The sequence below is a fragment of the Desulfosporosinus nitroreducens genome (assembly GCF_023897015.1).
GTDB classification, from domain to species: Bacteria; Bacillota; Desulfitobacteriia; order Desulfitobacteriales; family Desulfitobacteriaceae; genus Desulfosporosinus; species Desulfosporosinus nitroreducens.
In genome coordinates this window covers 38,000-50,839 of the sequence record NZ_JAMHFY010000034.1, presented here as the reverse complement: position 1 = coordinate 50,839, position 12,840 = coordinate 38,000, and the positions used below count along the sequence as shown (strand labels likewise).

12 protein-coding genes, 3 tRNA genes and 1 pseudogene are annotated in these 12,840 nt (G+C 39.0%); 14 read left to right on the top strand and 2 right to left on the bottom strand.

The annotated features are described in order from the left end of the window. Position 1 precedes the first annotated feature (1 nt). The 5 genes and pseudogenes from M8E35_RS23470 (at position 2) to dmpI (ending at position 1,417) form a co-directional block, all read left to right on the top strand. Positions 2-76, top strand: a tRNA-Asn gene (locus tag M8E35_RS23470). Between the two features lies 1 nt (position 77). Continuing rightward, a tRNA-Met gene (locus M8E35_RS23465) sits at positions 78-154 on the top strand. Between the two features lie 5 nt (positions 155-159). Beyond that, positions 160-233: transfer RNA gene (locus M8E35_RS23460), tRNA-Gly, on the top strand. A 335-nt stretch (positions 234-568) separates the two neighbouring features. Then, positions 569-1,024, top strand: coding sequence for a (4Fe-4S)-binding protein (locus M8E35_RS23455; protein WP_252473210.1), 456 nt, complete (start codon positions 569-571; stop codon positions 1,022-1,024). 199 nt (positions 1,025-1,223) lie between these two features. Continuing rightward, positions 1,224-1,417: pseudogene (gene dmpI / locus M8E35_RS23450) on the top strand (4-oxalocrotonate tautomerase DmpI). A 68-nt stretch (positions 1,418-1,485) separates the two neighbouring features. Here the strand turns inward: dmpI and M8E35_RS23445 are convergent. Then, a complete protein-coding gene (locus M8E35_RS23445) occupies positions 1,486-2,217 on the bottom strand; it encodes an ATP-binding protein (protein WP_252473208.1) in 732 nt (243 codons plus the stop codon). A 101-nt stretch (positions 2,218-2,318) separates the two neighbouring features. Here M8E35_RS23445 and M8E35_RS23440 point away from each other — a divergent pair, with 101 nt between their 5' ends. The 8 genes from M8E35_RS23440 (at position 2,319) to M8E35_RS23405 (ending at position 10,653) form a co-directional block, all read left to right on the top strand. Beyond that, a complete protein-coding gene (locus M8E35_RS23440) occupies positions 2,319-3,014 on the top strand; it encodes a Crp/Fnr family transcriptional regulator (RefSeq protein WP_252473212.1) in 696 nt (231 codons plus the stop codon). Positions 3,015-3,225: 211 nt separating this feature from the next. Continuing rightward, positions 3,226-3,819 (top strand): rubrerythrin, encoded by a 594-nt coding sequence (gene rbr / locus M8E35_RS23435; RefSeq protein WP_252473206.1) that lies wholly within the window; start codon positions 3,226-3,228, stop codon positions 3,817-3,819. A gap of 552 nt (positions 3,820-4,371) precedes the next feature. Then, positions 4,372-4,770: a PaaI family thioesterase gene (locus tag M8E35_RS23430; RefSeq protein WP_252473203.1), complete on the top strand. Its 399-nt coding sequence runs from the start codon at positions 4,372-4,374 to the stop codon at positions 4,768-4,770. Positions 4,771-4,850: 80 nt separating this feature from the next. Continuing rightward, positions 4,851-5,543 carry an N-formylglutamate amidohydrolase gene (locus M8E35_RS23425; protein WP_252473200.1) on the top strand — a complete coding sequence of 231 codons (693 nt, stop codon included), beginning with the start codon at positions 4,851-4,853 and terminating at the stop codon, positions 5,541-5,543. 477 nt (positions 5,544-6,020) lie between these two features. Further along, positions 6,021-8,696, top strand: coding sequence for a calcium-translocating P-type ATPase, PMCA-type (locus tag M8E35_RS23420; RefSeq protein ID WP_252473198.1), 2,676 nt, complete (start codon positions 6,021-6,023; stop codon positions 8,694-8,696). A 187-nt stretch (positions 8,697-8,883) separates the two neighbouring features. Next, positions 8,884-9,645 carry a type I methionyl aminopeptidase gene (map, locus tag M8E35_RS23415; RefSeq protein ID WP_252473189.1) on the top strand — a complete coding sequence of 254 codons (762 nt, stop codon included), beginning with the start codon at positions 8,884-8,886 and terminating at the stop codon, positions 9,643-9,645. A gap of 230 nt (positions 9,646-9,875) precedes the next feature. Then, entirely contained in the window at positions 9,876-10,265 is a 390-nt protein-coding gene (gene mscL, locus M8E35_RS23410) for a large-conductance mechanosensitive channel protein MscL (protein ID WP_252473186.1), read from the top strand. Positions 10,266-10,458: 193 nt separating this feature from the next. After that, a complete protein-coding gene (locus tag M8E35_RS23405) occupies positions 10,459-10,653 on the top strand; it encodes a YwbE family protein (RefSeq protein WP_252473184.1) in 195 nt (64 codons plus the stop codon). On the opposite strand, the gene M8E35_RS23400 is transcribed toward M8E35_RS23405, so the two are convergent. Next, positions 10,650-11,561 (bottom strand): RluA family pseudouridine synthase, encoded by a 912-nt coding sequence (locus M8E35_RS23400; RefSeq protein WP_252473168.1) that lies wholly within the window; start codon positions 11,559-11,561, stop codon positions 10,650-10,652. The two genes, M8E35_RS23405 and M8E35_RS23400, sit on opposite strands and share 4 nt — an antisense overlap. Before the next feature lie 153 nt (positions 11,562-11,714). Here M8E35_RS23400 and M8E35_RS23395 point away from each other — a divergent pair, with 153 nt between their 5' ends. Continuing rightward, positions 11,715-12,833 carry an aminopeptidase gene (locus M8E35_RS23395; protein WP_252473165.1) on the top strand — a complete coding sequence of 373 codons (1,119 nt, stop codon included), beginning with the start codon at positions 11,715-11,717 and terminating at the stop codon, positions 12,831-12,833. Positions 12,834-12,840 lie beyond the last annotated feature (7 nt).

Genomic DNA, 12,840 nt, shown 5'->3' with positions numbered 1-12,840 from the left:
TTCCTCGATAGCTCAATGGTGGAGCAACCGGCTGTTAACCGGTAGGTTGTAGGTTCGAGTCCTACTCGGGGAGCCATGGCAGGGTAGCCAAGTGGTCTAAGGCAAGTGGTTCATACCCGCTCATTCGAGGGTTCAAATCCCCCCCCTGCTACCACACCTGCGGGTGTAGCTCAATGGTAGAGCGCTAGCCTTCCAAGCTAGTTACGAGAGTTCGATTCTCTTCACCCGCTCCATGAAAACAATCAGCCGTACCATTAGGTGCGGTTTTTTATTTAGAGTTTAAAAATGATAAATATCGTTATGATAATAGAAATCGACAGGCATTTAGCTATAATCGCCTGTCGATCTTTATTTCCTGTACGTCTTCTCTTAACCTCGAAGGAATATTAATTAGAAATATTATTAGTGATATTATTTTACTATGTTTAAATGGATAGAAATTGATCGCTGAATCAATACAATTAATACCGACTAATCTAATTAATGTAAATTAATTTGTCAAATAAAGTATGTTATATGATAGAATAAATGAAAATCATATTAAAGATTCACGAAGGGAGTGGTTTTAATGAAGGAATATAGGAATGAACATGTTATTGTACATTGGTTTCCTGAATTGTGTGCTCATCCAGGGACATGCTTGAGGCTTTTACCGAAAGTGTTCAATTTGGATCAACGCCCCTGGGTTAATGTTGAGGGAGCGGAACCGGAGGAAATAATAAGGGCTATCGATAAATGTCCATCAGGTGCCTTAAGATATTCTCTTCCTGAAGGTTCTAAGGTCGATGCACAAATCGCTAATGGGGTAGGCAGTATTGACTTTGAAAAATCATACCCATCTGCAGTGAAAATAAAGGTGAGTGCCAATGGACCATTACTTATTGAAGGCCCTACAGTTGTAATTGGCCTTGATGGAAAGCCCTTAAAGGAAGGTAGCAGGATTGCTTTGTGTCGTTGTGGACTTTCTGAAAACCGTCCCTTCTGTGATGGAGTTCATAGAAAAAAAGGATGGAAGCCTGATTAGGCATGATGTCGCACTAAAGTTACAGTGATGATCCCCTTCTGTTTGATGAAAGTAAATTATGATGTGATATTATGTAGCATAATGGAGATAATTTGGATTGAGGAATAAAAAAGTCGGGTAATATTTATAAAGTTGTAAGAACAAGAATATATCGGGAAAAGAGATGTCTTGGGTTCAAGGAGAAGGGAGTAAGATTATAATGCCCGTAATTACTATTGATGCAGGAAAAATGTCAAAGGAACAGAAGGCAAATTAGTTAAAGAATTAGCTTCAAAGGCAAGCGAAACACTCAACATACCAGTGGAAGCGTTTGTCACGATTATTAGGGAAAATGATATGGATAACATTGGTAATGGCAGTCGGCTTTTGTCTGATAAGTATGGCAAAAAGTGATAATCGGCGAAAACGAAACCCACAGCAGGTTTATTTGCGGTGGGTTTTTGAAACTTGATATTTGAAGATCAATCTTCGATAATTCTTCCGTCTGTTGAAATTGTGACGACACTCCAGGGTATCATTTTTCCGCTGTTTAAAAGGGCTTTTTTCGCAGCTTGAACAATACCACCACAGCAAGGTACTTCCATTCTTAAAATTGAGACACTTTTGATTTCATGTTGTTTTAAAATCGCTGTTAGCTTTTCCGAATAATCCGTATCATCCAGTTTGGGACAGGCAATTAAAGTGATCTTATTGCGCATAAACTTTTGGTGAATATTTGGATAAGCAAAAGCAGTGCAGTCGGCAGCTATTAGTAAATGTGCATTATCCAGATAGGGTGCGGACACTGGAACTAATTTTAACTGGCATGGCCATTGACCAAGCTGAGATTGTGAGTTTTCTGTTGAGAGATCAGGTGCTGCTTCCGGCTGTTTTTTGGTAAGTAGTTTCGCATGAGTACCTGGGCAACCGCAGGGAATAGCAGCCTCGGGCTGGGGCTTATTTTTCTCCAAGTGGTTCTTGTCCATATGCTTCTTGACTGCTTCTTCGTCATATTCAACTGTTTCTCTCTCCTCAAGGACTATGGCCTTGGTTGGGCACTCAGGCAGACAGTCTCCAAGACCGTCACAGTAACTTTCCGAAACCAGGCGGGCTTTGCCATCAATCAGCTTTAAAGCACCTTCATGGCAAGCGGTGACACAAAGACCACAGCCATTACACTTTTCTTCATCTATTTTTATAATCTTTCTTAGCATTGTTATAACCTCCTACTAATAATTTGTTTTGACAGGTTCATTATATTACAATGAAGGAACTAAGTCGGTATCTGAGGATACAGAATATGGCGGTAAAAGAGATGTATGAAAAATATTTGGAAGAAATCTCAGAAGTGAGCTTATTTCAAGGAATAGAAAGAGTAGATATAGAAGCCATGCTAAATTGTTTAAAGCCTATAGTAGGCCATTATAAAAGAAGTGATTATATTGTTAATGGTGGGGACAAATATGAAAGCATTGGAATAGTTCTCAAGGGTTCTGCGACGGTGAGTAAAGAAAATGCGGCGGGGAATAGAAGTGTAATGACACTTTTAAAACAAGGGGATATTTTCGGAGAAATAGTTGCATTTTCAAGTGTAATGACATGGCCTGCAACTGTTCAAGCACAAGAAGCTTGTGAAGTTCTCTTCCTACCGAGAGGTAAAATTATCGGCGATTGTGAAAGAATGTGCAGCTGGCACCGAATTTTCATACAAAACTTTTTGCGAATAATTTCTGAAAGAGCAATCTTGTTAAACAAGAAGGTTGAATACTTGACTATCAAAAGCATTCGCGCAAAAATCTGTGCTTATTTACTGGAACAATCTAAGAAGATTGGAAGCAAAAAGATAGTTTTACCGTTAAATCGAAATGAGCTAGCAGACTTTCTTAATGTTTCTCGTCCTTCTATGTCAAGGGAAATGGGTAAACTAAGGGATGAGGGGGTTATTGATTTCCACTTAACTGCAGTTGAAATTCTAGATTTTCAAGCTCTTAAGAATAATATGAGTGAATAATAGGCTCCCATAAATAATATAAGGATAAATAATTTTACTATACGAATAGAAAGATTGGATATTGACGGAGGGACTGTTTAGAAATATAATATGTTTATAATTATTTCAAAGTCATTCAAGGTATTGTTCGGCAAGAAAGTTATTCGATGGTGTTTATATAATAATGCCAAGAATTAACCTTAAAAGAAAGTAAGTTGAAGGAGTTTTAAGAATGAGTAATTTAAAAGGGACAAAAACAGCAGAAAATCTATTAAAGGCGTTTGCCGGAGAATCTCAAGCACGCAACCGTTATACTTATTATGCATCAGTAGCTGACAAAGAAGGTTATAAGCAAATTAAAAATATCTTTATTGAGACGGCTGAAAATGAAAAAGAGCATGCCAAGAGATTCTTTAAATTTTTACTGGCGGGTCTAGAGAGCGAGCTTCCGGCCGTAATAGAAATCAGTGCTTCCTTTCCTGTTGCGCAGGGTACGACTCTTGAAAATTTAGTTGCCGCAGCTGGTGGAGAAAATGAGGAATGGAATGAATTATACCCTGCATTCGCAAAGGTTGCTGAAGAAGAAGGCTTTCCCGAAATTGCAACCGCATTCAAGATGATTGCCGCTGCTGAAAAATGGCATGAAAAAAGATATAATAAACTTGCTGAAAATATAAAGAATGGTAAGGTATTTAAAAAGGAAGAAACCAAACTTTGGAAGTGTGGAAACTGTGGTTATGTTCATGAAGGAACCAGTGCACCGGATGAATGTCCGGCTTGTATCCATCCGCAGGCACATTTCGAGGTTTTTGAAGAGACTTATTAATTTTTACACAATCCTTCGGCCTTGATCAAATTGAAAACTGACATTACAAAACCCCCCTAAGAAAAATGGCGGTCTGAGCCTTCTTCTTAAGGGGGTTGGTTTATACTTATAGACCGTTTTTATTATTCAAAGTGAACGATAAAGTTTGTAATTCCAACGATGATAATAGATAAAATAATCGTTCCACCGATAATGATGAGATTTTGTTTCTTTGTATTAATTTTGTGCCACAGCAAAAGGATCCCTCCGTAATTCATCAAATCTTAGTACATAGTATCATTGACTAGACGTAAATAGTATAGACATAAAGCCCTAGGAGTCTAGGCTCAAGGTCCTATTCGCAGTGACAATATACGTCAAAGATACGTTGCTGTAACTGTGAAAAAAATCTATACTGGTAGATGAACTCATTTTAGATGTTCGATAGTCGTGTTCGAGACAGGAATTATTTTCTTCAAAAAAAGTAAGATTTAAGGTATGTGGATAGAAGGACAATTTAAAATACAGGCTAGTTTGAACTAAAGATAGTTAAAGGTTAGAGGAGAGATGGTCATGAATAATAATCTGACAAAACTTATGGAAAATGACAGGTTTGCAACTTTTGTTGGTATAGATCTGCTTGAAGTTCAGCCTGGATACGCTGTGGCTAAAATGGATATCACTGAGAAGCATTTAAATGGAGTTGATATCATTCAAGGGGGAGCGATTTTTACCTTGGCGGACTTTGCTTTTGCCGCCGCGTCTAATGCTTATGGGCAAATAACAGTTGCAATCAATGCCAATATATCCTATTTCAAAGCTCTCAAAGGGGGATCATTAACAGCGGAGGCCAGAGAAGTATCGGGTTCTCATAAAATTGCTAATTATAGAGTTGATGTATTTAATGAACATAGGGACTTAATAGCGCAATTAACTGTTACAGGCTATAAGAAAAATGAAAAAGCCGATTAGCACTTCGCAAGGAACCTGACAGAAGACAGAAACGATGGCGCGGACCGACTATCTGTAAAATAAGAACCGGGGGGTCGATTATGGATAAACACGAAGAAGTTCTAAAAGAGTTTAGCCGTGCGCGCCTAAATGAGGAAGCTGTAAACGCCGAGAAAGTCCATTTTTACAAAACAGACAGACGAGTTAATCCTAAGCAAGAGGACCCCTTTTGGTTGTCAGTTGGGGAACTGCCTATTTTAGTTTCTGCACCACATGCGGTTAGACATTACAGGCAAAAGAAGATTAAAATGTCAGATCAATTTACAGGCTCCATCGTATACCTTCTAAATAAGCTTACCGGATGTCATGCAATAGCAACAACAAAGCTTTATGGAGGGGATCCTAACGTTGATGATCCTTGTATCTATAAAGAGAAAATCTCTGATTTTTGTAATATAAAAAAAGTGAAGTTCGTGATTGACATCCATGGTGCTGCTCGTGAAAGGCTATTTGATGTAGATTTAGGTACAAATAGCGGAAAAAATCTCTTAGGTAAGGCAAGGGTACCGGAAATATTAGAACAAAACTTTAAGGACTTTGGATTATCCAGAACTTCTCACGATTACTTTCCGGCTTCCGGACCCAACACTGTCACTAATTATGTTGCGCGAGAACTGGGAATTCCAGCTGTGCAGTTAGAGATTAACAAACAATATAGGGTGCCTGCCCAAAATCCTCAAGGTTTTCATCGTCTCTTAGGGGCTTTAGTGAAAAGCATTAAAGAGTTAACTTGAGTTACACATAGAATCTATCAGTTTGTTTATCCATTTAGGATAAAGACAGAAGACGTATTCAAAAATTCGCAACATTGAGGGCATCACTCCTCATCCAAGAGCCGAAAGTGTGAAGAGCTATTATTTACTTTATTGAATGAAATGCAAGAAAAACGAAGAAAGGCTTTATCAAGTACTCAAAGATTAGGCAGAATGAATATCGTATCATATTTGACAAGCAAAAATATTTGGGGTACACTTATCTTTGTTAAGAGGGAGTAGTTGAATTACAAAAGCAACATACCCGGTAAGGTGACTTACCTGTTTTTGTAAACCGTTTGAGGTAACGAGACTTTTAACATGGCCATTATGGCTGTGTTAAAAGTCTTTTTTGTTACTTGAAATAAGTTGCAAGAACAAAAAGTAAGGAGTGGTTATTTCGTAAATACTATAGGTAAACAATAAGCTACCAAAATAAAAAACAAGGAGGATCATGTTGTGGACTTTTTCCAAAAGGAAGTCGAAGAAGTCATCTCTGAATTAAAGAGTAATGAAGAGACAGGACTATCAGCAGTTGAAGCTGAGACGAGAATCCAACGTTACGGAAAAAATGTTTTTACTCCAAAAGAGAAGGAAAGTATCTTTGTAAAAATAATTGATAGTTTGAAAGAACCTCTTATTCTTATTCTTTTAATTTCCGGGTTAATATCCTTAGCGATGGGTCATATCGCGGATGGTTTAGGGATTTTTGTTGCCGTCCTGATCGCTACATCAATCTCCATTATTCAAGAAGGTAAATCAGATAAAGCCTTTGAAGCCCTGTCGAAGTTAAGTGAAGATGTTCATGTGAAAGTAGTTCGAGACGGAGAAATTGTGTTACTTTCACAAAGCGACCTTACGATTGGCGATATTATCCATCTGGAAACGGGGGATAAAGTTCCTGCTGATGCTCGAATAATTCATGCATCAAGTCTTGGAATTGACGAATCTATGCTTACAGGTGAAGCCGAAGCGTCTTCCAAGAATTCTTTGAAAATCGAACGAGAGAATTGCCCCCTTGCAGAACGCAAAAATATGTTATATTCAGGTACTATGGTTATTGAGGGAAGGGCCATTGCCATCGTAATATCCATTGGCGATGGGACCGAGATGGGTAAGATTGCGGACGAATTAAAGGGAGAATTAAATTCCGAAACCCCACTTCAACAAAAACTAGCAGATCTCGGAAAGAGAATATCTATTATTGGGTCGATTGTGGCAGCAGGAATCTTTCTTTTCGAAGTCTTCAAGATGTATAACCAAGGGATCCTGGTGTTTGATAATTTAGGAGCCGCTTTGCCAGGCATCAAAGATGCATTTGTAACTTCTGTAGCCCTAATCGTTGCGGCAGTCCCTGAAGGATTGCCAACCATGGTTGCTATTACCCTGGCCTTCAATATGCAAAAGATGGCTAAGAATAACGCCCTGGTTCGGAAGCTTATTGCCTGCGAAACAATTGGGTCTGTAAATGTCATCTGTTCAGATAAGACTGGGACATTGACGGAAAATAAGATGACGGTGGTTGAAGTATGGGCCGACGGTAAAGATGTTCCAGTTGATCAGCTGGGCAATGATGAAATGCTTCAGAATTTCTGTCTAAACTCGACCGCGGATATTTCGAATAAAGATGGAAAATATGAATTTTTGGGAAATCCTACGGAGTGTTCGTTGCTTGTCTGTGCAGATAAGAATAATATCAACTATCTCCATTATCGAAAAGAGCATAGTGAGCCCGTTAGTGAATACAATTTTACTTCTGCCAGAAAGATGATGTCGACAGCTTATCAAATGGAAAAAGGCTACAGACTCTATACGAAGGGTTCACCTGAAAAGGTGTTAAGCATTTGTAATAGGATTCTTTATAATGGTGATGTTATCCCAATGACTCAAGAGCATATCAATGAAATTGAAGCTAAGATAAAGAAGCTTCAGGATAATGCAAGAAGAGTTTTAGCGTTTGCTTTTAATGATTTTAGTCAAGAACCACAATGGGAAGACATCTATAATGTAGAAAAGGATCTAGTCTTTACAGGTTTTGTGGGAATTGAAGATCCCTTGCGTTCAGATGTCAAAGAAGCAATTAGCCATTGCCGTCAAGCAGGCATAACGGTGAAAATTTTGACGGGAGACAATATTAATACGGCGAGAGCAATTGCTACTCAGTTAGGAATCGTCAAAAATGACTCATTGGTATTAGAGGTTACCGATATTGACGCCATGAGTGATCAAGAATTGAAGAGTAAACTTCCCAACATTGTGGTAATTGCTCGGTCAAATCCAACAGCTAAAATGAGAGTTGTCAAGCTCTTACAGGAGCTCAATTCTTCGGTTGTCGTAACTGGTGATGGTATCAATGACGCACCTGCCTTAAAATCGGCTGATGTTGGAGTTGCAATGGGAATAGCAGGAACGGAAGTATCTAAGGAAGCATCGGATATCGTTTTATTAGACGATTCTTTCTCCACAATAGTTAAGGCTATTAAGTGGGGGCGTGGAATTTACGAAAACTTCCAACGTTTTATTCAGTTCCAACTTACAGTTAATGTTGTCGCATTTGTAACGGTAATTTTAGCAGAAGTCCTAGGATATGCAATGCCCTTTACAACCTTACAATTATTATGGGTAAACATTATCATGGATGGTCCTCCGGCCTTAACGTTAGGATTAGAACCGCCAAGAGAGCATTTACTTGAAAAACAGCCAATTAAGAGAAACGCATCGATTGTTACTAAGGATATGTTGTTGAAAATCGTTTCAAACGGGTTATTTATTGTAGCAGCCTTGATAATGCTCATGGACACCCAGCTGCTCGGCGGTACCGCAGCACAACAATCGACTATCGTATTTACTTCGTTTGTATTGTTCCAGCTATGGAATGCCTTTAACAGCCGGGAATTCGGAGTTAGGAGCATTTTTCCTAATCTTCTTAAAAACAAAATGATGGTTGGGGTTGTGTTCTTAACCTTCCTCGTTCAGGTCTTGGTGACTCAATTCGGTGGAAATGTGTTTAAAACAGTTCCGCTTGACCTGACTATATGGTTCAAAATCATTGGTTTCACATTTAGCATTGTTATTTTTAGTGAACTGCTAAAACTAGTGATGAGAGTCTTTCAAGGGGGTTCCAATAAGGGGTAAACTTTAAAATGCAATGAAAAGTCCACAGTCCTGTTAAGGGATTGTGGACTTTTCTCGATAAAGTATTATAATCAGTATTTGGGGATAACAATAATTGATAGGAAGCTAATTATAATACACTATAAAGCAGTCTTAACTGAGGACAGAGACTGTTTTTAAAAGCTTGATTTGAGGAGGAAATAAAAAAGTGGTAATTATAAAAACTGCTAAAGAAATCGGATATATGGAAGAAGCCGGAAAGATCTTAACAGCCTGCCACCGAGAGATTCGAGACCTAATTCGTCCAGGAATAACAACCTTGGAAATTGATCAGTTTGCGGAGGAGTTTATCCGGTCACATGGGGCGACTCCCGAGCAAAAAGGATACAAAGGGTATCCTTTTGCTACTTGTGCTTCGGTTAACGATGAAATATGTCATGGATTTCCGACTAAAGATTCTCTGAAAGACGGGGATATTGTAAAAATTGATATGGTTGTAAATCTTCAGGGGTGGCTAGCAGATTCGGCTTGGACTTATCCAGTAGGTCAAATATCCAAGGAAGCTGAAAGGCTGATTAAGGTTACAAAGGAATGTCTCTACCTTGGCATAGAAGCCTCAATTATTGGTAATAGAATCGGTGATATTTCCCATGCCATACAAAGTCATGCCGAAGGGCAAGGTTTTTCCGTAGTGCGAGACTTTATGGGTCATGGTATTGGGCAAATCATGCACGAAGATTTGCAGGTTCCACATTATGGTAGACCGCACAGAGGGGAGAGACTTCGCGAGGGTATGGTCTTTACGATTGAACCCATGATCAATATAGGTTCGTATCATCTTAAGATAGATCCTAATAAGTGGACGGCCAGAACAACTGATGGCAGTCTTTCAGCTCAATATGAACATACTATTGCTATTACAAAGAATAGTCCCTTAGTTTTGACCGAGCAAAGGACGAGGAAGGTTTAAACTTTCCATCGTTTGCGAATAATTATGAACCTCAACATAAACCAATTTCTAACTTTAGTAATTTGCCATAGCATTTTTGAAAACAAACCCATTCTAAACAGCCTCCTTTTTATAAAGTTATAATTTAGTTTCCCCAAATTATTAAAAACAAGTCAGGCATATAATTTTAATGTTAGTAAAATTCGGAGTTCCACGTGCGGGAACGCGGACTTTAAGAAGGGAGTAGTTTCATGAGCTTTATTAAGGAATTTAAGGAGTTTGCTACTAGAGGCAATGTGGTAGATCTAGCGGTAGGGATCATTATCGGGGGTGCTTTCGGAAAAATTGTATCGTCTCTTGTTGCAGATATTATTATGCCTCCGATTGGGCTTATAATAGGAGGCATAAAATTTACGGATCTAAAAATAGGGCTTAAAGATGATGTTACCTTAAATATTGGCAACTTTATTCAAACAACATTTGACTTTATCATTGTTGCCGGCGCGATTTTTTTCATTATTAAGCTGATGAATTCTTTAAAAAGGAAAAAGATTAAAGATGAAGCAGTTTCTCCATCAACCCCTAGTGTTGAAGTTCAGCTTCTTACAGAGATTAGGGATTTGTTGAAAAAACAGCCATAAAATTTATGTTATATAAAGCATTGAGCTTCTGCCCATTAAAGTTTTACTTTAGGGTAGAAGCTCTTAATGCAGATATCAGTATGGTATTAGTCGATTATAGTATATAATTAAGAAATTAGATAAATATGACAGTTCAGTTATAGGTCACCTTCAATTCTTGAATATATCGTTCAATAACGTAAAGGAGTATCATATGAACGGGCAGAGCAGAAAAGATATTTACGCGGGAGCAACCGTTGATATCATTTTAAAAACAGATCAAAGAACAGGGAAACTGACACGTGGAGTCGTCAAAGATATATTGACAAAATCTCAGATTCACACGAGAGGCATTAAAGTCAGACTTGTTGATGGGCAAATTGGGAGAGTTCAAGAAATTATTAATTAGATTTTGAAATCTCGCAACTTAATTATTAACCCGCGAAGATCCTTGGGAAAGGGAGCGCGAATTACGATGGGAAGGCCAGTCGCAGGGTGCAGAAAGGCGTACATTGAAGAGTGTAAAGCATGACGGTCAAACAAAGTCTTTGTTCCACCGTACAGGTCATCCCCGATTAATGGATGCCCAAAACCTTCACAATGTACACGGATTTGATGGGTACGTCCAGTTTCTAAGATGAATTCAAGAAAAGTAGCGCTAGTATAGCGATGGAGGACACGGAAAAGTGTCCGAGCCGACATACCATCGGGATTGATCTGGCGTTTGATAAAGCTATTAGGGGCAAAACCGATGGAATCGTCGATAGCTCCTTGATTTTCCTGGACAACTCCCTCAACAAACCCATGGTATCGTTTGTGGATATGTCCTCGCTCCAGTTGCCAAGCCAATTGTTGATGGGCGAATTGATTTTTAGCAATGACGACGACTCCTGAGGTATTTCGATCTATCCTGTGGATTGGACGATACAGGCGATTTTCCCCCTTGCGCTCCCAATGGCCGATGACAGCATTACCTAAGGTGTTGGTGGGGTAACGTCGGTTTGGATGCACCACCTGACCCACAGGTTTATTAACAGCTAACAGGTAGTCATCTTCATAAAGAATATCCAGGGCTAAGTCTTCACCAGGAATGCTGGCTTCTTCTTCGGAAAAAAGCTGAAGGGATAACATATCTCCTTCTTTCCCTCGAGCAGTTAAATAGGAAAACTTCCCATTAACCCAAACCCGTTCGCCTTGTTTCAAGCGCTGGAGTAATTTTGCCGAAAAGTGAAATTTGTGGAGCAGAATAGACAGATATTTATGACCGGAGTCTTCTGGTTGCAGACGATATTCCCAAAGAGTAGGTGGTGTATTCATATTTCCTCCTAGCGGTTTTTGCAATTCATTGAATTCAAGGAGTAAAAACTAGTTGAGTGGAACATACTTTTAATATGATCAAAAGGAAAATCAATCAGGGTGCAGAATACTAATAAAAGTCTATTAATAAAGCGCTTGTAAGGAGGACCTAAAGTGAAAGATCCCCGTATAGAAGAACTTGCGGATTCCTTAATAACATACTCAATTGGACTTCAGCCAGGCGAAAAAATCCTCATAGAAGTAATTGGTCCGGATATTCCTCTCGCCCAAGCCTTGGTTCGTTATGCTTATAAGGCAGGTGGAGTGCCGTTTGTATCTACTATTAATCATACCCTACTACGAGAACTATTAAAAGAATTCTCTTTAGAACAAGCCCAAGCAATGACTCGTTGGGATTTGGCGCGCATGAAGGAAATGCAAGCTTATATCGGAATCAGGGGGGGAGATAATGTCAATGAATGGGCTGACCTTCCCGGTGAATGCATGAAAACGTATTCATCTAACTACCAAAAACCCGTACATACAGAGCAAAGAGTGCCACATACACGGTGGTGTGTGTTGAGATATCCAAATGCTGCAATGGCTCAGCTGGCAAATTCGAGCATTGAAGGCTTTGAGGACTTTTACTTTAAGGTGTGTAATTTGGATTACTCGAAAATGTCAAAGGCAATGGATCCGTTGAAAGAGTTAATGGAGAAGACAGACCGAGTGCGTATTGTTGGTCCCGGAACAGATTTGGAGTTCTCTATTAAAGGAATGCCAGCCATAAAGTGCGATGGACACCTTAACATTCCGGATGGGGAAATATTCAGTGCTCCTCTAAAAGATTCCGTGAATGGACGGATTAGTTATAATACACCATCACTTTATCAAGGGTTCACTTACAATAACATTGTTTTAGACTTTGAAAACGGAAAGATTATTAAAGCAACTGCCAATGACACTGAACGAATAGAGTCTGTTTTTAACACTGACGAGGGAGCAAGATTTATTGGAGAGTTTGCCATCGGAGTCAATCCATTTATTAGTACTCCTATGAAAGACACTCTTTTTGATGAAAAAATTGATGGAAGCTTCCACTTTACCCCGGGATCCTGTTATGATGAGTGTAATAATGGAAATAAATCTGCTATTCACTGGGATTTAGTATGTATTCAGAGACCGGATTATGGCGGTGGTGAGATTTACTTTGACGATACGTTAGTTCGAAAAGATGGGCGCTTTGTCTTGCCGGAACTTGAGGATTTGAACCCGGAAAATTTAAAGTCTTAAGGCTATC